The sequence below is a fragment of the Edaphobacter sp. FHG110511_03 genome (assembly GCF_059115365.1).
On sequence record NZ_JBZYWL010000005.1, the window covers coordinates 230,340 to 255,197 of the forward strand.

General features: G+C 57.9%; 19 protein-coding genes. 10 read left to right on the forward strand and 9 right to left on the reverse strand.

Annotation, left to right across the window (positions count from 1 at the left end):
- Positions 1-7: 7 nt before the first annotated feature.
- The 6 genes from AC5S26_RS20755 to AC5S26_RS20780 form a co-directional block, all read right to left on the reverse strand.
- A complete protein-coding gene (locus AC5S26_RS20755; RefSeq protein ID WP_494186847.1) occupies positions 8-4,723 on the reverse strand; it encodes a DNA glycosylase AlkZ-like family protein in 4,716 nt (1,571 codons plus the stop codon).
- Between the two features lie 83 nt (positions 4,724-4,806).
- Positions 4,807-5,634, reverse strand: coding sequence for a CheR family methyltransferase (locus AC5S26_RS20760; RefSeq protein WP_494186848.1), 828 nt, complete (start codon positions 5,632-5,634; stop codon positions 4,807-4,809).
- Positions 5,621-6,841, reverse strand: a complete 1,221-nt coding sequence (cheB, locus tag AC5S26_RS20765; protein WP_494186849.1) for a chemotaxis-specific protein-glutamate methyltransferase CheB — start codon at positions 6,839-6,841, stop codon at positions 5,621-5,623. Before cheB ends, AC5S26_RS20760 begins: the two co-directional genes overlap by 14 nt.
- Positions 6,842-6,900: 59 nt before the next feature.
- Positions 6,901-7,269 (reverse strand): response regulator, encoded by a 369-nt coding sequence (locus AC5S26_RS20770; RefSeq protein WP_494186850.1) that lies wholly within the window; start codon positions 7,267-7,269, stop codon positions 6,901-6,903.
- Positions 7,266-7,781 (reverse strand): chemotaxis protein CheW, encoded by a 516-nt coding sequence (locus AC5S26_RS20775; RefSeq protein ID WP_494186851.1) that lies wholly within the window; start codon positions 7,779-7,781, stop codon positions 7,266-7,268. The genes AC5S26_RS20770 and AC5S26_RS20775 overlap by 4 nt, the downstream gene beginning before the upstream one ends.
- Complete coding sequence (locus tag AC5S26_RS20780; RefSeq protein WP_494186852.1) at positions 7,778-9,928, reverse strand: chemotaxis protein CheA; 2,151 nt, start codon at positions 9,926-9,928, stop codon at positions 7,778-7,780. The genes AC5S26_RS20775 and AC5S26_RS20780 overlap by 4 nt, the downstream gene beginning before the upstream one ends.
- 81 nt (positions 9,929-10,009) lie before the next feature.
- On the opposite strand from AC5S26_RS20780, the gene cdd reads away from it, so the two are divergent.
- From cdd to AC5S26_RS20825, 9 genes are all read left to right on the forward strand, one after another.
- Positions 10,010-10,444 carry a cytidine deaminase gene (cdd, locus tag AC5S26_RS20785; protein ID WP_494186853.1) on the forward strand — a complete coding sequence of 145 codons (435 nt, stop codon included), beginning with the start codon at positions 10,010-10,012 and terminating at the stop codon, positions 10,442-10,444.
- A 26-nt stretch (positions 10,445-10,470) separates the two neighbouring features.
- Complete coding sequence (locus AC5S26_RS20790; protein ID WP_494186854.1) at positions 10,471-11,847, forward strand: thymidine phosphorylase; 1,377 nt, start codon at positions 10,471-10,473, stop codon at positions 11,845-11,847.
- Between the two features lie 78 nt (positions 11,848-11,925).
- The gene (locus tag AC5S26_RS20795; RefSeq protein ID WP_494186855.1) at positions 11,926-12,483 is read left to right on the forward strand and encodes a sugar O-acetyltransferase; all 558 of its coding nucleotides are present in this window, start codon (positions 11,926-11,928) and stop codon (positions 12,481-12,483) included.
- A 145-nt stretch (positions 12,484-12,628) separates the two neighbouring features.
- Positions 12,629-13,939 carry a diguanylate cyclase domain-containing protein gene (locus tag AC5S26_RS20800; RefSeq protein ID WP_494186856.1) on the forward strand — a complete coding sequence of 437 codons (1,311 nt, stop codon included), beginning with the start codon at positions 12,629-12,631 and terminating at the stop codon, positions 13,937-13,939.
- 81 nt (positions 13,940-14,020) lie between these two features.
- Positions 14,021-15,259 (forward strand): NupC/NupG family nucleoside CNT transporter, encoded by a 1,239-nt coding sequence (locus tag AC5S26_RS20805; RefSeq protein ID WP_494186857.1) that lies wholly within the window; start codon positions 14,021-14,023, stop codon positions 15,257-15,259.
- 104 nt (positions 15,260-15,363) lie between these two features.
- Positions 15,364-15,708, forward strand: a complete 345-nt coding sequence (locus AC5S26_RS20810; protein WP_494186858.1) for a hypothetical protein — start codon at positions 15,364-15,366, stop codon at positions 15,706-15,708.
- 285 nt (positions 15,709-15,993) lie between these two features.
- Positions 15,994-17,346: a Gfo/Idh/MocA family protein gene (locus AC5S26_RS20815; RefSeq protein WP_494186859.1), complete on the forward strand. Its 1,353-nt coding sequence runs from the start codon at positions 15,994-15,996 to the stop codon at positions 17,344-17,346.
- Between the two features lie 22 nt (positions 17,347-17,368).
- Positions 17,369-18,496: a Gfo/Idh/MocA family protein gene (locus tag AC5S26_RS20820; protein ID WP_494186860.1), complete on the forward strand. Its 1,128-nt coding sequence runs from the start codon at positions 17,369-17,371 to the stop codon at positions 18,494-18,496.
- Positions 18,497-18,502: 6 nt separating this feature from the next.
- Complete coding sequence (locus AC5S26_RS20825) at positions 18,503-19,834, forward strand: FG-GAP repeat domain-containing protein (RefSeq protein WP_494186861.1); 1,332 nt, start codon at positions 18,503-18,505, stop codon at positions 19,832-19,834.
- A 138-nt stretch (positions 19,835-19,972) separates the two neighbouring features.
- On the opposite strand, the gene AC5S26_RS20830 is transcribed toward AC5S26_RS20825, so the two are convergent.
- The 3 genes from AC5S26_RS20830 to AC5S26_RS20840 all read right to left on the reverse strand — a co-directional run bounded on the left by AC5S26_RS20830 (position 19,973) and on the right by AC5S26_RS20840 (position 23,377).
- Entirely contained in the window at positions 19,973-21,022 is a 1,050-nt protein-coding gene (locus AC5S26_RS20830) for a hypothetical protein (RefSeq protein ID WP_494186862.1), read from the reverse strand.
- Positions 21,023-21,116: 94 nt separating this feature from the next.
- On the reverse strand, positions 21,117-21,893 hold the full coding sequence (locus tag AC5S26_RS20835; RefSeq protein WP_494186863.1) for an SDR family NAD(P)-dependent oxidoreductase: 777 nt from the start codon (positions 21,891-21,893) through the stop codon (positions 21,117-21,119).
- Positions 21,894-21,961: 68 nt separating this feature from the next.
- A complete protein-coding gene (locus AC5S26_RS20840) occupies positions 21,962-23,377 on the reverse strand; it encodes a glycoside hydrolase family 28 protein (RefSeq protein WP_494186864.1) in 1,416 nt (471 codons plus the stop codon).
- Between the two features lie 325 nt (positions 23,378-23,702).
- Between AC5S26_RS20840 and AC5S26_RS20845 the strand changes: the two genes are divergently transcribed.
- Entirely contained in the window at positions 23,703-24,788 is a 1,086-nt protein-coding gene (locus tag AC5S26_RS20845; protein ID WP_494186865.1) for a LacI family DNA-binding transcriptional regulator, read from the forward strand.
- The last annotated feature ends 70 nt before the right edge of the window (positions 24,789-24,858 follow it).

The following is a 24,858-nucleotide window of genomic DNA, read 5'->3' on the forward strand; positions in this document are numbered from 1 at the left end:
ATGTTCTTTATGCCTTCTTTCTGACATAGAGCCCTGTGGCTCCCGTTGAAAATCCTGCCTCACCCAGGAAACCTGCGAGCTGATGTTCTGAAGCAGCCACGCCATTGATGGTTTCGATCAACATTCCGGCTCGAGGATCACCCTCCTCGGCCCGTTCCTCCACCCTTCGCACCAACGATTCTGCAAGCGCCTGCGAGATTCGTGAACGTTGCGGCTCATCCTCTGGCAAAAATACCTGCAGGTTAGGGTTTCCACGACGCAGGTATGCGGTCAGCGCACCATCAGCGAGGATCACCCTGGCGCCGACGCTTCGCGAGAGCAGCCCACCGGCCTCAGCCGCGGGCCAGCGTAACAGTGCTCCGTAAGGATTGGCGGGATCGGTCGCGGCCAACTCGACGATCTCCACTTTTCCGTCGTTCTGACGCATGCGAAGCGAGCGCAGCATTTCTACAGCGGCGGGCAGTGCGAATTGTGTCGCTCCGAGATCCGCGACGAAGTATCCTCGGCGGAGTCTTCCGCTCTCCTCCATTGCCTTCAGCACGTCATAGACAGCAGAAAATCCTCCCGGAAGATTCTCCGCGTGGGCGGTCTCGCGAAAGATGACACCATAGCGCGATAGCAACTGTTGCGCGATGGCGTGGCTCCACTCGGTAGCCGACCGACCTTCAGCGAATGCCGCCACTTGCAACGCCCATCGCCCTTGTGCGGCAGGAGGAGTGGTTCGCCGTGAACGGAAGGCTGTTCCCTGCGTTCCTTGCAGATGCACGCGCCGTGTGGGTTTGCGCGAGGTCGTCTGCGGACGGCAGTATGCGCGGAGCGCGGCCATGCCATCGTTAGTCACCATGCCCTTCCAGACGAGACTCCACAAAGCATCCAGGGTCTCTCCCGGATATCCTCCGCCGATGCCTTCGTGCAGGTCCTGAAAGAAGGAGGCTCCCCGCATTCGAAGGTAGGAGACGATGGCTTCTTCCCGTTCGTTTGCGATATCTTTGCCGTTTACTATGGGCCACAACTCCTCCAGTCTTTCAGCAAGAAAGAGCCCGATCCTTCCATCGCGATCACCTAACGGCTCCAGTCCCACCCAAACCACCTCACCGGCGGCGATCAGCGTATCCAGATCGCTAGGCTTGTAACCGGCGATTCGCGCAGGAAGAATCTCTGTCTCCAGGATCGAGGCCGGCAACGGCGCTCCCGCAAGATTTTCGATAGCATCCAACAGTGCATCCAGACCCTTTCTGGGTTGAGCCACTCCCTGCCATCGGCTTTGCATTCGCACCAGGACGGTCTGCTCAACAGGTTCGATCTCCTTACGCAGCCGCGCCAGGCTCTTGCGCCGAATCGTGCGCAACACCTCGTCGTCACACCACTCGCGATGCACTCCCTCGGGGCGGAATCCGCCTTCGACAAAGCGGCCGATTTGCACCAGACTCTCGAGCACAGTCTCGGCGCGCCGCACCTCGATTCCGAATCGCGACACAGCCTCTGCGGCAGTGAAAGGACCGTGAGTACGCCCATAGCGCCGGATGAGGTCGACGAGCGCATCTTTTCGCGGCTCAAGAAAAACAGCGGGAAGATCTGCGGAAATCTCCACTTGGAGAGCATCTCTGTAGCGAGCGGCATCCTCAACTGCGATCAGTCTTCGCTGCCCGACGATCTTCACCTCAACGGCCCGCTTCGCCTGCAGCAGGGCTGTAATCGTCGATGCGACCTGTTCGTTTGCGCATCGAAGCGTGAGCTCTTCGCGCGAGAGATCACCGAGACGCAACAGGAGGTCGTGCACACCATCCATCGTCCGGGCCTTGAAGCTGTCGGCCAGCGATTGCAGCTGTGCCTCGGTTTCCTTGATCGCGTCTGCATCCAGCAGCTCGCGCAGGTCTGCGTCTCCCATCAGATCGCGGAGCTGTTCCAGATCGATGGATAAAGTCTGTACTCTTCGCTCGGCCAGCGGGGCGTCGCCATCATAGATATAGTTCGCGACATAACTAAACAGCAGAGTTGAAGCGAATGGACTGGGCGTGCGCGAGTCGACCACATGAACCTTGAGCCCGCTGTTCGCTATGCTTCGCAATGTCTCTGTCAGAGCGGGCATATCGAAGACATCACGCAAGCACTCCCGATAGGCCTCGAGGATCATCGGAAACTCTGTGTAACGGCTGGCCACGCGCAGCAGATCGTAAGCGCGTTTTCTCTGTTGCCATAGAGGCGTTCTGCCGTCGGCGCGTCGGCGAGGCAACAGGAGAGCCCGCGATGCGCTCTCGCGGAACTTTGCAGCGAACATCGCTGTCGATCCAAGATTTTCGATGACGAGCGAGACAGCCTCTTCCGGAGCCAACAGGAACGGCTCGACGGAAGGAGGATCGTCGGTTTCGGGGAAACGAAGCACAAAGCCATCCTCGCTCCACATTGTTTCTACATCAGGACCACCGAGGGATCGTACCTTTGCAGTGGCCGCCATCGCCCAGGGAGCATGCACGCGACTTCCGAAGGGTGTTAGCAGACACACCCGCCAGAAGCCCAGCTCATCGCGTACCCGCTCGATCAGGATGGTACGGTCATCCGGAACAAGCGTTGTAGCAAGTTCCTGATCGGAGAGATATCGCAGCACATTCTCTGCCGCGGCGGGATCGAGATCGTGAGCCTCCACCAGCCTTGCGACTGCCGCAGGCCGCGGCATCTCGCGGATCTCCCGCACCAGGGCTCCGATTCTTTTGCCAAACTCGAGCGGCCTTCCTGGCCTGTCTCCGTGCCAGAAGGGCGTCTTTCCGGGCTCGCCCGGAGCGGGCGTTACGAGGACTCTATCCTGGAGGATCTCCTCGATCCTCCAGGCTGAGGCTCCCAACACGAAGACCTCGCCCGGTCTGCTCTCGAAAACCATCTCTTCATCCAACTCACCTACGCGAACCGGCTTGTCGCGTTCGCCGGCAAGAAAGACACCGTAGAGTCCTCGGTCAGGAATGGTCCCCGCATTCAGAATCGCAATCCGTTTGACGCCGGTGCGTGGGGTAATCCAGTTCTTGGTGCGATCCCAGGTGATGCGAGGGCGAAGCTCGGCAAACTCGTCGGAAGGATACCTGCCCGCAAGCATGTCGAGTACGCCATTGAAGCCATTACGACTAAGACCGGCAAATGACGCGGACATTCTCATAAGAGCAAACAGCGCATCGTATCCGATGCCTGGCCCTTCCTCCTCTGCTGCCCATCGTGTCGAGCGTTCCATCTCATCTGGAGTCATGGGAGGATGCGCCACCACCGCCACGATCTGCTGAGCCAGCACGTCCAGCGGGTTACGGAGAAATCGTGTCGACTCCACCTGTCCTTCGTGCATTGCCCTCGTAACCGCTGCACAGGCGATCAGGTCGGCGCGGAACTTGGGGAAGATTACGCCGCTCGATGGCGCTCCGACCTGATGCCCGGCGCGTCCTATTCGCTGCATACCACTGGCGACGGACGGAGGAGATTCAATCTGAATTACCTGCTCGATTGCTCCCATATCGATTCCGAGTTCGAGCGAAGAGGTCGCGACCAGCGCACGAATCTCTCCTGCTTTCAGCAGCGTTTCTATCTCGCTGCGCTGCGCAGCCGCCAGGGAACCGTGATGCGCGCGGGCCAGAGGCTCTCCGGCAAGATCGTTCAACGCGCTCGCCATTCTTTCTGCGATGCGCCGCGCATTCACGAAGATCAGCGTTGAACGATGCGCGCGGACGATCTCAAGCACTGAGGGATAGATCGATTGCCAGAGTGAAGTTCGCTTCAGGACCTCCGGTTTCGATCCGCGTTTTCGACTCGGCGCGGCAAGATCGCGACCAGTTTCGAGCCGCGCCATATCTTCCACCGGAATCTCCACGCGGAGATCGAGCGCCTTCCGGGCTCCAGCGTTAACGACGGTCACAGGTCGAAACCGAGGAGCGGATGCGTAATCTTCTTGGGCCACATCGGCTAGTACACGAATCGTCCCATTGTCTGTGGGCTCGTCTGGCTCTTGCGGTGCTGTAGGGATCTGCGAATTCGCTCCGCCTAGAAAGCGTGCTACCTCTTCCAGGGGTCTCTGGGTTGCGGAGAGTCCAATTCGCTGGAGATTTCTACCGCACAACGCTTCCAATCGCTCGAGCGAAACAGCCAGGTGCGCTCCGCGTTTGGTTGGGACCAGGGCATGGATCTCGTCGATGATGACCGTCTCAACGCTTCGAAGAGCCTCACCCGCCCCCGAGGTCAGCATGAGGTACAGGCTCTCGGGTGTAGTAATGACGATCTCACCCGGATGCCGTCGGAACCGCGCCCGGTCGCGCTGCGGCGTATCGCCGGTTCTCACGCTGATCTCCGGCACGTGTACGCTCACGTTCTGCTGTTTTGCCAACTGCGCGATTCCCTCAAGCGGACGTTGCAGGTTACGTTCCACATCCACAGCCAGGGCCTTAAGGGGGGAGATGTAAATGACTCTTGAGCCGCGAACGTCGTCCACGGAAGTGTGGAACATCAGCTTGTCCAGGCACCATAAAAACGCGGTGAGAGTCTTTCCGGTTCCGGTTGGGGCAAGGATCAGGGTCGATTCTCCGCGTGCAATCGCGGGCCACCCCTCCAACTGTGGTGCTGTCGGTTCTCCGAGAGCCTCACGAAACCACTGCGCCGTCACCGGATGAAACAATTCCAGAGCATCGATCGAAGGCTTTCGCCCTGATGTCTTCCCTGAGTCAGACTTCTTCGAGTTGGTCGTTCCACGCGGCATGGGCTGTCAGGATACTCGTGAGCAGCATACCTGCCGCCACCCCATACGATGCAACGCAGGACTCCTTCGTTACAAGATGCCTTTCAGACTTGTACCAGTGGCCGATAAAAAAATGACTCGGCGGCGAATTCCGCTTCAAACAGATGGGTCGACTCTTCCGCCTGCTCAGCATTTCCCAGCAACAGGAAGCTATCGTCCGCCATATGGGAGTGCATCGACGCAAAGACATGGCTCCGGTCTCGCTGAGAGAAGTAGAGGAGCACATTTCGCAACAGGACGAGATCGAAGACGGGGAGCGGGGGAAGCGGAGAACAGAGATTGATCTGCTGAAACTCACAGATGGCTCGCAGACGCGGGCTGACCTCCCACTCTTCTTCATCGCGTGTCATGTACTTGAGAAGCATCCGCGCAGGAAGGCCACGATTCACCTCAAGCCTCCGATATCGGCCCGTCTGCGCATATTCGACAACCCTATGAGAGATATCGGTCCCCAGGATCTTGACGTCCCAGTACGCCGTCTCCGGTAGATGCTCCAGCAGCAGCATTGCGAGGCTGTAGGCTTCCTGTCCGGTCGAGCTGGCTGCGCTCCATATCCGCAGCTTTCGCTTCGTTCTCCTGCAATCCACCAACTCCGGCAGGATGGTGTTGCGTAGCAGATCGAAGGTCTTTACATCACGAAAGAAACTGGTCTCGTTCACTGTCATAGCCTCAGCCACGGCGCGATGCAAATGAATGGGACGATCGATCCTCAGCAAGCGTACGAAGTCTTTGAGGCTCGCGACTCCGGCCATCTTCGCAATCGGGGCTAGCTTGACATCGAAGAGCGCATTGCGCGAGGGGTCGATCAGATTAGCAGACTGCGCCTGTACTACCTCGCGCAGGTAGGCGTAATCGGAGTCAGTACAGGCCATGCGCCATCTCTCCTTGTCGCGTGCCGGGTACCGGAGCCGGCTGCGTCGCCGCATCCAACCTCCGTGGTCGTCCCGCGCTTATTTTCAAGTTGATTTCACGCGCCATTACATCCAGTGGAAGTACAGCGGTGGCGATGCCCGACTCCGCAACTCGTCCTGGCATTCCCCAAACGACCGATGTCGTTTCGTCCTGCGCAAGTACGATGCCGCCTCGATCGTGCACCGCACGAGCTCCGTCGAGACCGTCAGAGCCCATGCCGGTCAAAATCAGTGCCAGCGTTCCGGCTCCGTACATACGCGCGGCAGAGAAAAACAGATAATCGACCGAAGGCCGACAATGATTCAGGGGCTCCTGATAATGCAGCTTAATCTGCGCACCGGACCCTCCCTTGTCCTGTCTCGCCGGAGGAGAAGAGATCTCCATGTGCGCGTCGCCTGGAGCTAACCACACGGCTCCGGGTTGCAAGGGTGCTCCGTGATAAGCCTCTGCAACCCGAAGAGGGCAACAGCGGTCAAGGCGTTCCGCCAGCACGTTGGTAAAGACTTTGGGCATATGCTGCACAATTAACACCGGAACGGGTAGATCGGCCGCAAGCCCCGGCAGGAGATGTTCCAGCGCAGTCGGCCCACCGGTCGAAACTCCAATCACCACAACCTCGATCGGCGCAACTGCCGCCCCGGCTTGTTCCTTTGGCCCTGTCGGCAATCCCTGAGGCCCGACAGCAGATGAACGCGATGTAGAAACCTCGAGTCTGCTTCGCTCGACCGCGAAGGCCGCAATCCTCGGCAGCAGTTGCGCCGCAAGCGAAGCAAGCGCGCTCTCAAGATTCCGCTGCCCGGCCGGCTTCATCACGTAGTCCGCCGCGCCACGCGCCAAGGCATCGAGCGTTGCCCGGGCACCCTGTTCCGTATGCGAGCTGCACATGATCACAGGCAGCTTCGGCTTCGTATGACGAAGACGGTCCAGAACATCCAGGCCGTTCATCCGCGGCATCTCAAGGTCAAGCACCAGCACGTCCGGAGCGAGTCTAGTTACCTCCTGCAGGCACTCCACTCCATCACGAGACACACCGACCAGTTCCATCCTCGGTAGATCGCTGCGGTTGTCTTCCGCGTGACGCTGAAACAGCGTCCGCATGATCCCACGCATTACCGCAGAGTCGTCGGCCGCAAGGACGCGGAGGGGCCGCGTCGCAAAGATGCTCATGTTCCTGTGTCCTCTTCTTCCGTAACAAGCGTCTCGGTCGTTCCTGCTATTCGGTGTGCTTATGCGGCAAATCCCAGAAGCATCATCTTTTCGCGCAGACTTTCGGGAGTAAACGGCTTCATCAGAAACTCGTCGGCGCCGTTATCCAGCGCCTTTAAGATAAAGGAGTTGTCCGCTTCGGTCGTGACCATCATTACCTTCATCGCGGGATGCAGCTTTGCCTTACGGAGAGCCTTCACGCATTCGAGTCCATTCATCACCGGCATATTAAGATCCAACAGCATCAGGTCGAAGTCTGCCTGCGCCTCCAGCACCGCGAGCGCATCGCTTCCGTCCACTGCCTCCGCGCAGACCACACCCATTCGATCGAGCAGGTGGCGAAGATACTCCCGAATAAAGCTCGAATCATCCACGATCAACGCCTTCATAGGCTCTCTCCCGTGCCTCCCTGTCGGAACATTCCCGTCTCAGCCAGCCTCGAGGGTCTCAGCTTCTGCGGGTCCAGCTGTACCATCAAACCGCTTTCCATCTTGTAGGCTCCGTCAAAGAGCCACTTGCACTTCGCATCCAGCGTGCAGGGATTCGCTTCCAACATCTTGCGCTGCACCGTCACCACGCCTCCGACCGCATCGACCACCAGGCCAAATCGCTCGTGGCCCCCGTCATCGTCCAGCACGAGGACACAGCCTGCTTCGGTGTTCTCCGGCAGTCCCAGCAGCGCGCGAAAACTTACTGTAGTTAGAACGTCACCGCGGTACGGAACGACTCCCGCCACGAAGGCCGGAGCCATCGGAACCCGCTCCAGTTCGCGCCGTCCCAGAACTTCGCGAATCTTGGCCGTATCGATGCCGAAGCTCTCCTCTCCGGCAAACATCGAGCACAAGGACGCACTCTCCGCTTCTTCCTGTATCTGCTCGGCATCCTGTCCGACGATCTTCATGCGACCTCCCTCCATCTCTTCCCTGCCGTTGCGCCAAAGCCGCGGAAGATTGTCGTCAACCGCTCCTTCACCAGAGCGAGGTCCATCTCTCCGTTCGCCGCTTCCTTCTCAAGCAACGTTCCATCCGAGACATCGAGCACCTTGCGCACGACGATTCCCATCCTCGAAGAGGTCGTCTGCGGATCCCCGCAGATCAGTATGGTTGCCGAGGCCTCCTCATCCTGCAGCGTCTCGAACTCATCCAACACGCGACCGTCATCCCGCAGCTGCAGCAGTTCACCGCGATACTGCAGCAGCGCACGTCCATTCGCATACTCGATGCGGCTAAAGGGAACACTTTCGATGCGCTCCACGACCCCCAGCGGCAGTGCCGTTCTCTCGCGTGCGCGATCCTCGAAGACCAGGAATGACGCCTCGTCCTGTCTGACTTCGACAGCCTGCTCCTCCTGTTCGTCCATCACAGGCTTTACACCAGCGCGGGCCGCCGTTGCTGCGATGTCCAGAATCAGCGCCAGAGTGCCGTTGCCCAATACAGTCGCGCCTGAGAATAATCCGATCTCGCGCAACACGGCCGACAGAGGCTTCACCACGATCTCTTCCGGGGCCAACAGGTCGTCCACCACCAGGCCGTACCGGCATCCCTCTGCCTCCAGCACTGCCATGTAAAACCCATGCGACTCCGCCTTGCTCTTGAGTCCGAGCAGGCGATCGAGCCAGATCATCGGCAACAGCCGTTCGCGCAGGCGATAGACCTCCGAAGCCCCTACGCGCTCGACAACCTGCGCCGCATCCCGGGCCGGAATATAAACCAGCTCTACGAGCGCAGTCTGCGGGAGAGCAAAGCTCTGGCCTCCGCTGCGCACCACAAGCGCGGGAACGATGGCCAACGTCAGCGGGACACGCAGGCGCAGCGTAGTGCCTAACCCCACCTTCGACTCCAGCTCGACACTTCCGCCTACCTTCTCCACATTTGCGCGCACTACATCCATGCCGACGCCGCGACCCGATACGGTCGTTACCGCGGCCGCGGTTGAGAAGCCCGGCAGGAAGATCAGCTGCAGCGCCTCGCGCTCCGTCATCTCCTTGGCCTGCTCAGGCGTTACTAAGCCGCGTTCGATCGCCTTGGCCAGAACCCGCTCCAACGCGATGCCCGCGCCGTCATCGGCGACTTCGATCACGACCGATCCGCTCTGATGAAACGCCCTGAGGCGAAGACATCCTTCGGCGGGCTTGCCTGCAAGCACGCGGTCTGCGGGAGACTCGATGCCATGGTCCACAGCGTTGCGAACCGCATGGGTAAGAGGATCTTTGATGGCCTCCAGCAGACTCTTATCCAGTCCCGTCTCCTGGCCGGAGAACTCGATCCTTACGTCGCGACCGCAGGTCCTCGCGAGATCGCGAACCATCCTTGGGAACTTGCCGAAGAGATTTCCCACCGGCTGCATGCGCGCCTGCATCACCGTCTCGCGCAGATCGGCTGTCACACTATCCAGGCGTCGAGCCAATTCCGGGAAGTTCGTTGCCTCCACGCCGCTCTGCAGCATCTGGTTGCGGGTCAGAACCAACTCGCCTACGAGGTTCATCATCCGGTTCAGAACCTCGACATCGATCCGTAGCGTCTTGTCGCCGCTTGCGGAGCCAGAGCCCTGTGCCGAGTTTACGGTGGACGTGGCCTCTGTGGGTGCGGGCTGTGCGATCTCTTCCTTTGCCTTGATCGAGACGACGGGCCTAGATTTCTCGCTCGATGGAGTCTGAGGAGCTTCGCCATTCAGTTCGGCCAGCTCCGCAATCAATTCGCTGTCTTCATCACTTGCACGGGTGCCCTCGCCGCCGGTCTCTTCGATCAGGATGAGAATCGCGCGCAGGCCATCGAGAAGCCGCAACAGTCCGCTGATCAGTTCTTCCGTGACCGCAAGCCGTCCCTCACGCAACGAGCCCAGCAGGTGTTCGCCAGCATGGGCCAGCTTCTCCAGCCGGTTGAATCCCAAAAATCCGGTCGTCCCCTTGATGGTGTGCACAGCCCGGAAGATCTCCGCTACCAATAGCTGGCTATCTTGCGGCCGGGTTTCGAGCTCGGTCAGGCACCGCTCCATGCGGTCCAGACCATCCTGGCTTTCTGCGATAAATTCTTGGGTCAGGTCGTCCACATCTCTCTTATCGGGAGTCACGGACAAAGCATTAGCCCTGGGTGACTTGTCAGCAACAACAGCACCCGGTAGCCTCACCCCATGTCTCAAAATGAAGCAACGGCCGGCATCAACCCCACACAGATCGAAGAACTCTATCGTCTCGCACGCGCCATTGCAGAGAACGCCTATGCTCCTTACAGCCGCTTCCGGGTCGGCGCTGCTGTACTGCTCGAGGACGGCGGGATCGTGACCGGATGCAACGTCGAGAACGCCTCTTACCGGCTAACCACCTGCGCTGAGCAGGCAGCCATCGCCTCCGCTGTCGCACTGCACGGGCCAACCATCCGCATTCGCGCCATCGTAATCGCGAATCTCAACGGGACCGCCAGCCAGCCCTGCGGAGGCTGCCGCCAGAGTATTCATGAATTCAGTTCGGTTAATACAGAAGTCTTCTTTCCTGCAGCCGACGGTTCCCTCACCCGATCCATCATTGCCGATCTGTTGCCCCACGCTTTTCTCCTCAACGAGTACTAAAACTTCAGCCGGTAACCTACTTATTTATGAGCCATATCCATCCCATCGACATCATCCTCCACAAGCGCGACGGCCTGTCCCTCAGCGACGAGGAGATTCAGGCCTTTATCCACGCCATCGTCGAGCGTACAGCTGAGAAGCACCTCGTCACGGACGCCCAGATCGCCGCTTTCTTGATGGCTGTCTTCCTGCGCGGCCTGGACGCTCGTGAACTCGCTACCCTCACTTCGGCCATGCGCTTCTCCGGCGATACGTTCGATGCCGCTCCCCTGAATACATTTACGATCGACAAGCACTCCACCGGCGGCGTTGGCGACAAAACCTCTCTGCTGATTGCTCCGATCCTCGCCGCTGCGGGCCTTGCTCATCCCTCCAAGTCAGGGACTCCTGGCATCTGCGTCCCCATGATCAGCGGCCGTTCCCTCGGCCACACCGGAGGCACGCTGGATAAGCTCGAGACGATCCCCGGTTTTAACACGCAACTCAACCTGCAGGAACTCGCCGATACGTTGAAGCAATGTGGCGCCGCGCTCATCGGGCAGACTCCACGCATCGTTCCCGCCGACCGAATCCTCTACGCTCTGCGCGATCATACGGGCACCGTCGAATCTCCTTTCCTGATCACGGCCAGCATCATGAGCAAAAAACTGGCGGAATCCCTCAATGCGCTTGTACTCGACGTCAAGGTCGGCTGTGGCGCCTTTATGCCCAGCTATGAAAAATCAAAGTATCTGGCTGAACTCATGGTTCAAACTGGCGAGTCCTCAGGAACCCGTACCGTTGCCCTTCTCACAACGATGGATGAGCCTCTCGGACGCTTCTCCGGAAACTGGGTCGAGGTTTGGGAGTGCGTGGACATCCTGCGCGGCGAACGCCATCCTATGTCTACCGACCTGATTCAACTCTCCAACACTCTCTCCGGGTGGATGCTTCATCTCGCAGGACGCGCCCCTACGCCCGCTGAGGGAGCAGAGCTAGCCGATCAAATCCTCAAATCCGGGGATGCTTATAGGGCCTGGTTGAAGATCATTGAGGCGCAAGGCGGAGACCTCTCAGTCTTCGAGGATCCTGCTGCGTACCATAAGCCAAGCGCTACGCGCGTATTGAAAGCCGAGGAAGAAGGCTATCTCGCTTCAATGGATTGCAAGCAAGTGGGTTGGGCGGTGCAGCGGTTGGGAGCAGGCAGAGCCGAACCCGGCGATCCGGTCAGCGCGCATGCAGGAATCGAATGCCACGCAAAACTTGGCGACCGTATCGAACGTGGCCAGCCCATCTTCACCCTCTTCAGCGAGGACGAAGCGCTGCTCGAACAGCCAGAACAGATGCTTCGCGAAACATTGAAAATCTCACGGTCTCCCATTCAGCCCAGCCCCCTGATTCGCGAAATCGTCCGGGCACAATGAGGCCGGAGACCATCTGAACCCCGCCAGCATCTTTCCGGACAACCGAAGCGGTTACTATTCAGAAAGAGAGAGCCCGCTTTGCAGTCCTTCGGCAAATCCGAAAAAGAAAAGATGATCGCGGGCGAGTTGTACAACGCCGAAGACCCTATCCTTGTTGCGGACCGCCTTCACACCGCTGCGCTTCTGCATAAGTACAACTCAACGCCACACCATCCCGTCACTCACCTGATCCAGCTGAAGGAGCTCCTCGGTTCGGTCGGCGACCGCTGCGTCATACGTCCCCCCTTCTTCGTCGATTATGGATACAACATCCACCTCGGCAAGGGCGTCTTCCTCAACTTCAACTGCGTGCTTCTGGACGTTACTTCTATCACCATCGGTGACCGCACCCAGATTGGGCCTGCCGTCCAGATCTATGCTGCCGACCATCCTCGTGACCCGGCAGTTCGACTGGCAAATCTTGAAAATGGGCGCCCTATTCGCATCGGCGCGAACGTCTGGATCGGAGGAGGCGCCGTGATCCTTCCAGGAGTTACCATCGGCGACGATGCGATCGTCGGGGCGGGTTCTGTCGTGACCCGCGATGTCCCTGCAGGAGCGACAGTTGTCGGAAACCCTGCGCGAATCAAGCGCTAAATAGGTTTCTTTACACCATCAAGACAAATTCTTCGTCGCTTCAGGTTGCATTTGTTCGATAATCAGTGCTAAGAAAGCAATTTCCATCAGCAGGCTCACTGGGCCCCTCTTTGCAAAAAGAAGCCTGCGCCAGAAAGCACACCTGATGAACTACGCTTTTCTTCCCGATCTCTCCGCCTTGACGATTCTTATCGTCATCCTGCTGCTGCTTCGGCGCCATCATCAGCAACGGCAAACGAATCTCTGGCTTCTTGGGCTTTTTTTCACTTTCATCGAGTCCTCAGCTCACATCTTCTATGCCCCGGCCGGACTGCCCAGCACGCTCCTCCACACGATTGTGATCGTCTGCTATCTTTTCGCCGGACTTGTCTTTGTCTGGGCCTCCGGAGATTACAAGTCCACCGACACCAGGAACTTTTCCTTTCTTCTGATAAATTCCGTTCCTCTCCTGGCTCTCTGCATAACCTATGGTCTGCACCTCTTTTCAAAGACGGCCTTCCTGCCCTGGATCACCCTCGGCCTAGTACTCGGTATTGCCTCTTCGCTCTACCTGCGCCGCAGCCTCCTGATCGCTCTGCTGTTCGCCTCAGGCTGGCTGACGATGGGATTGCTGGCCTCGCAAGGCAGGTATCGTAACGCGGTTTATTGGAGCCTGGGTGTGGTTTACGCGGTTGCCACGGCCAATTTCTATCGCAAGCTGCCGCGGCCCAGTACGGGACGGCTCGCGATTATTACTGGCTTTTCTATCTGGGCATTCTTCTTCTTCCTTCACCCCTTCATCGTCACCTACCGCGCTTATGCGGATATTGCCTCTCACATCTGGAACCTGCAGAAATCGCTCATCTCCATCGGCATGATCCTCGTCATGCTCGAAGAGCAAGTCTCCTGCAACCGCTGGCTTGCGCTGCACGATGAGCTTACAGGCCTGTCCAATCGCCGCTCTTTCGAGGATCATCTCGCGACAGCACTGGAACGCTGCCGGCGCGCCCACTCAACACTTGCGCTCTTTATGCTTGACCTTGACGGCTTCAAGCAGGTTAACGACACCCACGGGCATCACGCGGGCGATCAACTTCTTCGTCATGTCGCAAACAATCTGCGCGAGCAGGCAAAGGGCTTTACCTCCATTGCACGGCTCGGAGGCGACGAGTTTACCCTTCTGGCTTGCGATCCCATCCACGTCCGATCGATCGAACAGCTTCGTGACATCATTCGCGAGGCAACTGAGCTGCCCTTTCTCTTCGACGGCCACAGCCTAAGCGTCTCGGCTTCCATCGGCATTGCGCTCTACCCCGACGACGCCGACGATGCCACTCGTCTGCTCCGTATCGCCGATCTGCGCATGTATTCGCTCAAACAGGCACGGACTCCCCTGCGCCATATTCGACTGGACAGCGTGCCATCCCTCACCGCCAGCGGACGGTTTCGCAGCAGGGCGGCCTCAGGACGCTTCTAGAAAACCACTGGTTTTCGGCCTTCCCAACCCGTTACACTCATCCCACACACTCATCGCCGCATGTGTAGGAGAGCCAACTCTTTGCATCGATTCGTCGGACTTCTCGGACTGCTCGTCTTTCTCGGACTCGCCTACATCTTCTCCACCAACCGTCGCGCCATTCGCTGGCGCACCGTCGCCTGGGGCCTCGGCCTGCAGGTTCTTTTTGCCATCCTCGTCATCAAGTGGACCTACGGTCAGACGCTTCTTCACGCTGGAAGCAATGCAGTCACTGCCCTTCTCTCCCATGCCGTCGACGGCTCTGCAATGGTCTTCGGCCCTCTCGGGACGCCGGGTCATCCATTGGCCATCTTCGCCTTTGCCGTGCTGCCCACCATCATCTTCATCTCCGCCTTTTTTGCTCTCCTCTATCACATCGGTTTCATGCAACAGGTCATTCGCCTCGTCGCCTGGGTCATGCAGCGCACCATGGGAACCAGCGGCGCTGAATCCACCAATGTTGCAGCCTCCATCTTCATGGGCCAAACCGAAGCTCCTCTCACCATCCGGCCATTTCTCGGTGGAGCCACCCGCTCCGAGTTGATGACGATCATGACCTCCGGCATGGCACACGTCTCCGGTGGAATCATGGCAGCCTATATCAGCTTCGGCATCAATGCCCAGGATCTGCTCTCGGCCGTTATCATGACCGCGCCCGGCACGATCCTCGTCGCAAAGATGCTGGTTCCGGAGACAGAGCAGCCTGCCACCGCAGGAACGGTCCGGATGCCGCCGAATGAAGAACACCGCAATGACAATTTCATCGCTGCCATCGCCCGCGGCACCATCGACGGTGGCAAGCTCGCCTTCAACGTCGCCATTATGCTCATCAGCTTTCTCGCCCTCGTCGGCCTTTTGAACGCCATCATGCTTGGCACCTCAAACTTCCTCTGGGCGCACGGCCATATCCCCTTCCCGCACTCCCTCAATTCTGTCCTCGGAGTCATCGGCGCACCCGTTGCATGGCTCATCGGTATCCCATGGCGTGAGGCACCTGCTATTGGCAACCTGCTGGGCACCCGCGCCGTGCTCAACGAGTTCGTCGCCTACACCCAACTCGGCCTTCAGAAGTCGCAGCTGACGCCGCGAACCTTCTCCATCGCTACCTTCGCTCTTTGTGGCTTCGCCAACATCGGCTCTATCGGAATGCAGATTGGCGGCATCGGCGCGCTCGTTCCCAACCGCCGCAATGATCTTGCCCAGCTTGGTCTTCGCGCCATGCTAGCTGGAACCATGGCCAATCTCATGTCCGCTTCTATCGTTTCCATGCTAATTCGCTGAGTGCAGGCAACCTTATCTGATAACAACATTTTCATCCGGGGCGAGTTTACCTCCTTGAACGCTTCGCAGAGTACGGATGGCGAAAGCGTGTTGTGAGGGCAACTATGAAATCTCCCCGCGTCGCATTCTTCCTCGCCGTGCCCCTGCTTCTTTCGGCCGGCTGCGCCTCCCATCATTACTACGCTTATGCACCACCGCCTCCTCCACCTCCGCCGGCTTATGCCAGCGTCCCTCCCCTCATTGAACGCGCCAATCACGAAGGCTTTCGCATTGGGTCCGATGCTGGAGTGCGAGATGCCTATCATGGCTTCGGCTATCAACCCAGGCGCGACAGAGCCTTTCACGATACTCCCGGATATGATCCCGGACTCGGACCCTATGGGGCGTATCGCGATGCCTTTCGCAGCGCTTACCTCCAGGGTTATGACCGGGGCTTCTATCGAAGGTAGCTTCTATCGTGTGAGAGGCTACCCAGCTTCTCACACGCATTTGTGCCCCTAGCCCACGGATGGCACCGCATAGGGCACGGCATCGGACTCTGCCACCAGTTCTCCATCGACCCTAACCTCGGCGCGAGCATCGAAGAGCTTTTGCCGTTGTCGGATCACCCATGCCTTAATCTCGGTACGATATGATTTTTAGAGGCACTTGCCTTTACACCGTCATGCAAATCCCCTACCCTTCCCTTCGAAAGCTAAATCGGTTTTTACTTCGCTGAAACGAGACGCATTAGCATGAGCCTGAACCGCAGAACCTTCCTTAAAGTCGGCAGCCTCGCAGCAGCAGCCACCAGCCTCAACGTCCTCGCCGAACCTGAGCAGGCCCCTGCACCGAAATCTGCTAATGATGCCATTCAGCTCGCACTCATCGGCGCCGGCATTCAGGGACAGGGCGACACCCATGCCGCGCTCCAGGTTCCCGGCGTCAAGCTCGTCGCCGTCGCCGACTGCTATGACGGCCGGCTCACGCACTCCAAAGAGCTCTGGGGCACAGGTACTGCCAATAATGTCGATCTCTTCACGACTCGCGACTATCGCGAGATCCTCAGTCGCTCCGATGTCGATGCCGTCCTCATCGCCACCCCCGACCATTGGCACAAGCAGGCAGCCGTCGACGCCATGAAAGCCGGCAAAGACGTCTACCTCGAAAAGCCAATGATCCATGTCTATCCCGACGGCCCAGAGATCATCTCCACTGCAAAATCCACCAATCGCATCCTGCAGGTCGGCAGCCAGCGTGTCAGCTCCGTCATCTACGCCAAGGCTAAGGAGCTTCTTGCCTCCGGAGCCATCGGTGAACTCAACATGATCTCCGCCCGCTGGGATCGTAACTCCTCCATCGGAGCCTGGAACTACTCCATCCCCCTCGATGCCAGCACCGAGACCTGCGACTGGCCGCGCTTTCTTGGCTCAGCGCCCAAGATCCCGTGGAATCCCGAACACTTCTTCCAGTGGCGCAAGTGGAATGCCTACGGCTCCGGTGTTGCAGGCGACCTCTTCGTCCACCTCTTCAGCGGAACGCACTTCATCACCGGCTCTCTGGGGCCCACGCGCGCCATTGCCACCGGAGGCATCCGTTACTGGAAAGACGGGCGCAATGCTCCCGATGTGCTTCTGGCGCTCTTTGACTATCCTCAGGGCTTCAATCTCAGCCTTCGAGTCAACTTCGTCAATGGAGGAGAAGAAAGCGAGGGATTCCTCTTCACCGGTTCGGAAGGAACGATGGAGATCGCAGGTCAGACCGTCACCGTCTCACGTGTGCCGCGCGAGAAGGAACCCGGCTATACCGTCTCCACTTTCTCAAACGCGATGCAGAAAGAGTACCTCGAGAAATATCATCAGAAGTACCCCACAACTGCTCCCGAAGGCTCCACTTACACGGCTGTCGAGAAGTTCTCCGCTCCCAAGGGCTACTCTGACAGCGTCGATCACTTCCGCAACTTCTTCTCCTCCGTCCGCACGCGCAAACAACCCGTGGAAGACGCCACCTTCGGCTTCCGCGCCGCAGGAGCCGCGTTGCTGAGCAATCTCAGCAATGAACGCGGCGCCGTGGTCAAATGGAATCCCGAAACCATGAAGCTCGCCTGATTCGCAAAAATAAAGGAAACGAATGTCGAAGCACACCTTCTTCAAAAACACTCTCGTTGCAGTCGCAGCCATCGCCACGGCCTTTCCCGCAACTGCACAAACTGCATCGGAAAAGCCGATTCGCGTCGTCATCGTCGGGCTGGTACACGGACACGTCAAAGGGTTTCTCTCTGTACTTCCCAAAAATCCTGCAGCTCAGTTGGTCGGCATCGTGGAACCCAACACCGAACTGGCAAAGCAGTATGCCACCAAGTACCACCTGGATCCATCCCTCTTCTCCACCAATCTGGAGAGCACCCTCACCACCAAAAAGCCCGATGCCGTTCTTGTCTACACCACCATCCAGGATCACCGTCGCGTCATTGAAGCGGCCGCACGCCACAACATCAGCTCCATGGTTGAAAAGCCTCTTTCGACCACCATGGAGGACGCTCTGGCAATCCGTCGCGCCGCGCGAGAGCATCACGTCAATGTTCTGGTTAACTACGAGACCACCTGGTACACCTCCAACACCGAAGCAATTCACGAAGCTGAATCCGGAAAGCTGGGCACTCTCCGCAAGGTCGTCGTTCACGACGGCCACGAAGGCCCGAAAGAGATCGGCGTTGGTCCCGAGTGGCTCCCCTGGCTTACCGATCCGGTACAGAACGGCGCCGGTGCCCTCTTCGACTTCGGCTGCTATGGAGCCGATTTGATGACGGTGCTGATGCACGGCAAGGCTCCTGCATCTGTTACGGCTGCCGTACAGACCGACAAGCCCGGAATTTATCCCAAGGTCGATGACGATGCTACCGTCATCCTTCACTATCCCGGCACCCAGACCGTACTGATGCCTTCCTGGAATTGGCCCTTCGCCCGTAAAGATATGGAGGTTTACGGAGCTACCGGCTACGTCATTACTGTCGGACCCGACGGTCTTCGCACCCGTTACCAGGGCGAGAAGACCGAATCGCAAAAGGCCGCGCCGCCCTTGCCTGCCGACCAGCACGACTCCCTTGCTTATCTCGCCGCCGTGCTTCACGGAAAGATTAAGCCCGAGGGTGACCTCTCCTCACTCGACACCAATCTCGTTGTCATGCAAATTCTTGACGCTGCCCGAACCTCAGCCAAAACCGGTCGCACCGTCGATCTCAAACCGCTTCCTCAATAGACAGCTATGAACTTTCTTCTCAAACTCCCCGCCCTGGCAGTCTTTACTGCCGGGGCGATTTTCGCACAAGACCCTTCCCACGCCACTGAGTTCCGCAAGCCGACTCCTGGCCCCGGCCCCGATGGTCTCTCACAGCCAACCTTCCTCGTGCATCGCCTCGGCACCGATCATGCCGAGGGCATCTCGCTGCTCGACATGAATGGGGACGGTTTTACCGACATCCTCAGCGGGGCTTACTGGTATCAGAATCCTGGTGCCCATGGTGGAGATTGGGCGCGTCATCAGTTCCGCACCGTTGACCTCCACGACGAGTTCGTCTCCGATTGCGGTGAGTGGATCGTCGATGTCAATCACGATGGTTTTCCCGACCTCGTTACTACCGGCTGGATCTCCAACGGGCTGTGGTGGTATCAGAATCCCGGCAAATCAGCCGCATCCGATGCAATGTGGGAGAAACATCTGATCTCCGACTCCTTCGACACAGAAGGCGGGGCCTTTGCCGACATCAACGGCGATGGCAAACCCGATCTTGCCCTGGCTCACTACAACCATTCCGGTATTCTCTGGACGGACTTCTCCGGTCCTCAGCCCCGCGTCCATCACGTGGGCACCAAAGAGCAGGACGGCCACGGGATTGGTCTCGCTGATATGGATGGCGATGGCAAAGCAGATCTACTTACGCCGTACGGCTGGTTTCAGAACATCGACGCCAACAACGACAAGTGGCAATGGCACCAGGACTGGCATCTGGGAGATACCGGCTTTCCCATCGTGGGCTATGACGTCAACCACGACGGCAAGCAGGACATCATCTTCGGCCAGGGCCACAGCTACGGCCTCTACTGGCTCGAGCAAGGTGGGACATCAGCGCAACGTACATGGACCCGTCACACAATCGACGAGTCGTTCTCGCAATCCCACGCGCTTCTGCTCTCAGATCTCGACGGCAATGGTTCCACCTATCTCATCACCGGCAAGCGTTATCGCGGACACTCCGGTAATGATCCAGGCTCTTACGATCCAATCGTCATCTATGCCTACCGCATTCGTGCTGGGAGCGGATCGAAGGCCGAATCTACAACGAGCTTCGCCCGCATTCCCATCGTCACCAATGGCAGCGCTGGAGTAGGCACCCAGATCCTTACTGCCGATCTCGATCGTGATGGCGATATGGACATCGCAGTCGCGGGCAAGAGCGGCGTTCACTTTCTTGAAAACCTAACCATCAACAAGGTTCCAAAAGCCACTCGGGAATCACAACAGTGGCCGCTGGACCGCCAATGGCCCTTCCACGGCGAGGGCCAGCAGGTTCCACAGGAGAACGGGCCTAAGCCTTAAGCGATGCGATCCAACTCGCGTCTGTTTAGCGCAGGTTGAAAAAGGATTGAGAAAATACGGAGTAATACTCCGGCTCCATCTCATTAGCGCGAACCTGTGAATCCCGAAGAACTATGAGATTGTGACTTTAGCCACTAATCATGGGACCGTACTCTTGTCAGCATGTGACTTCTCCGCTTCTACTCCGAGGGCCTTCCCCGTGCTGGTAGCAGCGCCACCTACTGCTTTCACTACATTTTTGTAGCTCCTGCTTAGTGCGTTTCCTGTATTGCGCTGCGCTTTACCCAGGGCTCTTCCGGTATTGCCGTTCGCAAGCACGAGTGCCGTGTCCGTGCTGCGGCCACCTGCCGCGATGCCGTTCACAGCGGAATTGCCTCCATAGATTGCCGCCTGAGCCGGTCGTTTCGCCGGATTCGCCCACGCCACATCCGACTCCGGGAGACGTTCCAGCCTTGTAAGTCTTGCCTCGGGAAAATCGCTGCGGCGCATCTTGTCAGCCAGAGGCCACTGCGACGAAGCCACCCACACCGCACCATCAACCGGCCGCGACAGCTCACCCATATTGACGACATCACGATTCTTCATCCGGTCCATCGCGGTGCATTTGTCGCCTCCGCAACCGTACGCACAGAGTTCTTCGTTCAAGAAGGAAGCATGCTTACCGGGCGAGATCCATACCGTCGCCCCGCTGTCTTCCGCATGGATGGTAGTGGAGCGTGTGATCTGACTGGCATCGCACACCGTATCCTCATGCGCCGCCGCATACCAATACAGGGCTCGCCACTTTGGTTTCGCGTCTCCCTCGGTCTTCTGGCTCCGCACCAGTACCGCGACGTGCTCGGCATCCAGGGCATGCCCCATTTGCCCGCAATCCTGCCGCCACAGATGGTAAAAATGCAGTTCAATCTCATCTCGATGACCACGGTAAGGAAAGGCCTGGCCATAGATGGTGCCATCATCCGCCACAGCTGTCGGCGTGGAAACTCCTGAGGCAAACTTGGCAGGTTTTACTGAACAATCTTCCTTGCCGATCATCCAGGTTGGCTGGAATTGCTTCAGGAGTTCATCCTCCAGATGGTCGCTCAGACCATCCCCGTCACTATCTTGTAAAAGAACCGGTTTCGTCGATTGCGCCACCAGCAGAGTTGCCGTGCACCATAGGATCGCGGCAAGAATAGCTTGGCCCATGACTCATTGTGCTGGCCCTGCGAAGAGGATGTCCAATCATGCATAGATTCTGCCTCCTGCAGATACAGCATTTTGTCTTACTGGAAGACCACCATCAGCGATGGCTGAGGCGAAGAGATTGCCAGGAACCGTCTGCGGTCCAGCCGCCGTCAACAGTGAGGGTGTGACCGTTGATAAAGCCGCTCTGCGCTGGGTCGGCAAGGAAAAGAACGGCGCGGGCGATATCATCGGGAGTCGCAAACCGAGCCATGGGAACGCGGCCGATGATGTCTTCATCGGTGTAGGCAGCTCCAGCCTGATCGACGTGATCCATCTCAGTCTTAACCCAGCCGGGGCAAACGGCATTGGTGCGGACACCCCTGGCTCCCCATTCGGCGGCGAGAGTGCGGGTCAAGCCAATAAGACCGTGTTTGGAGGCGTTGTAAGCGCTGCGATCAGCAATCCCGGTAAGCCCCGCGATAGAAGCAATGTTGACAATGCTGCCGAGGCGCTGCTGAAGCATCAGCGTTCCAAAGCCCTGAGCCAGCAGGAACGGGGCGACGAGATTGATCTCCAGAACGCGGCGAAAAGCATCGGAGCTAACACTCTCAGCCGGAGCGATGAAGCTGATTCCAGCGTTATTGACGAGAACATCCGCCCGTCTCCATCGGTCCCGGACAGCTTCGACTGTGCGATTGAGGAAGGCTTCGTCGGCAAGGTCGCCGATGAGATCTTCCTTGTCGGCGTCAGGAACAACGGAGGTGCAGGGTTGACGGTCGAGGAGGGCGAGAGAGTAGCCAGCTTGAGCGAGAAGTTCGGCGGTGCGACGGCCGATGCCTTGCGCCGCGCCCGTGACAATGGCAACCCTGGAGTTTTGTGGTTCGAAGGACATGAGAGCAGTTTACGGCGACGTTGCGATGACAAACGAATATCGCCTCTCCTACCTTCCGAACAGCACTCTTAGTGCAGACTGTAGGGTTGTTCTGGTTCTGGAATCGGATCGGGCAGTTTTGGCGGTTCGAGAGGAACGGCACCAGTAAGGCCAGTGCCGGTTACATTATGCGTGTTCAGCAAAGCGCCGCTGAATCCAGTGACATGAATATTGCGCAGTTCAGCATGCTTGATATTCGAGAGATAGATTCCTTTGCCGCAGGTTCCGGTCACATTTGTGAGCGAAAAACCCTCCAACGGCTTATGAGGATGGATTCCGACACCATCCACGAGGGTGGGAACGTCGGTGACACGGATGTTATTAAAGTGGAAGTTTCGGATCGTCGGAATGCCTTCATCTCCCGGAACCGGAAACTCATCCTGCTTCCCGCTATCCAGGATATTGAAGCGGAGAAATCCTGCCTTCGCACCGGATATTTCAAGATCGTTCATGTAGATATCTTCGATAAATGCTCCCCGCCCAGGACGGCTTTTGATGTAGATTGCAAATGTCCGCGCACTGAGGCACTTGCAATGATCGACGTGGACGTTGCGGATTCCGCCTGAGGTCTCGCTGCCGATCCCGATACAGGCCCAGTGGAGGTCATGGAAAGTGCAGTTAGAGATGCGAACGTCTTCGGTTGTGTTCAGAATGGCATAGCCTTCCGCACCACGACCGGACTTCAAAGAGATGCAGTCATCGGCGGTCGCGAAGGTGCAGCCATCGATGACAACATGCTGGCAGGAATCGATGTCGATGCCGTCTGCGCCGCCATTAACCGTCATGTTCTTAAAGGTAATGTTCTCGCAGTAAGTTGGATGGATCGACCACATGTCGTTTTGCTGAGTGAAGCAGTCCTCGAAGTGGATGTCCTTGCAGTTGGTGAACTCGATAAGGGCGGGATGACGAATCTGCGTCTGGCGGTCAACGCGTCCCTTGATGGCAGTATTCCCGATGATCCTGCCTTTGCCGATGATGCTGATCTTGTTGGAGTCCGTCGCGGAGAGATAGCCATTGTATCCCTTGATCCACCGGCCTTCCCAGCGAACCTGAGTGAGCGGATAGTCTTCAAGGTCAGGCGAGCCTTGAAGAGTCGAGCCCTCTTCGAGACGTAAAAGAGTATTGGACCGCAGGATTAACGCGCCGGTGAGGTAGATGCCTTCCGGTACGAGAACCTCGCCGCCACCAAGTACGCTGCACCGATCAAGAGCCTGTTGCACCGTCAGGGTATCTTTGGTCTTGCCATCGCCTTGAGCCCCGAAATCACGGATGTTGAGCTTGACGGCAGACTTTGGGCGAGGAGACGCTGTGGGTGCCTTTGGTCCATGCTTGGCATGAGTCTGTGCTTCAAGAGCCGCGGGAAGATAGGAGACCAGAGGCAAAGAGGCTATGCCTTGACCGGCGGATTTAAGAAATTTGCGCCGGCCCCATTCGGGGTGCGTCATTCATTGGCCTTTCCAAAGCGTGGTGAACGTGATCGAGAGCCGTCTAGGGAACAACTATTTGCCCGAGAAAGTCGCCCTGGCTCCCGCGAGTCAAAGCTGATGCACGTATAGGAGGAAATCTGAATACTGTCCCACCGTCCGTGTGAAGCATTCGCTGTTCTTTGTGGAGGAAAGTGGAGGAAAACTCGGACGATAAGATAAATAACGGTTACTCCCGCACACTGTCAATGCGCTATTCGTTCCAAGAAACTTGATCTGTGAGTATGATTCCGTAGCAGTTGTCTTTCAACGACACCCTAAAAGCCTCTCGCGTGAAGTCGCCCAAATGAATCGAAAGAAAGCAAAGCCTCTTCGGCTGGATATTCGCACCGTTGCTCAGACTGCAGGTGTCTCTGTAGCCACTGTATCCCGCGTCATTAACAACGTGCAGTCCGTCGACCCTAAATTAAGCAAACGAGTCTGGAATGCGGTCAGCCAGCTCGGCTACATTCCCAACACCCAGGCGCGTGCATTGGTATCGGGAAAGAGCAAACTCTTCGGACTTATCATCTCAGACATCACCAATCCATTCTTCCCGGAACTGATCCAGGGTTTTGAAGACAAAGCCGTGGAGGTTGGCTATGAAACGTTGATCGGGTCTACCAACTACGATCTGCGGAAGATGGAGCTCTGCGTCCAGCGCATGCTCGAAAGAAAGGTTGAAGGCGTAGCCGTCATGACCTTCGGCATCGAAGAACCTTTGCTTGAACGCCTCACATCGCAACGCATTCCCATGGTCTTCGTAGACGTAGCGGCTCCCGATGCTCCTATCTCGGCAATCAAAGTGGATTATCGAAAAGGTCTCTTCGAAGCAGTGCAACATCTCGCGGTCCTGGGCCATCGCCGCATAGCATTTCTCCGAGGCCCTCTCCGCCTGCATTCAGCAACTGCGCGTGTCGAAGCGTTTCAGCAGGCGGCAAAAAGCATCGGGCTTCGCGTCCCTCCTGAGTACATCTTCGTCGGAAATCACACTACGGAGATGGGCTCCATCGGGGCCGAAACGCTCTTGTCCCTGAAAGAACCTCCGACTGCCATTTTGTGCTCCAACGACATGACCGCGATTGGCGTCATGCATGCGGCACTACGCAAAGGCTTTCGAATCCCCGAAGACCTTTCGTTGATCGGTTTTGACGATATCAAGTTCGCACAGTTTTTACTTCCCCCGCTGACGACAGTCCGCATGTCCGGTCGTGAGATCGCCGCCAGTGCCGTGTTGGCGTTAAGGGATGCCGTCGCATCGGATGCTCCTCCGACCGTCGTGCCGTCCGACATCCAGACAAACCTGATCGTTCGTCAGTCCACTGCCATCCCTCAGGGCAGTCTGTCGGATCTGACCTTGCAGAAGCGGCCAAAGAAGCAAAGAACGATTTAACAACACTCTAGATTCTGTCTTCTGCCATCTTAAGAGAGTCAAATCCTGCACGCCCCGCAAAAAAAGATAA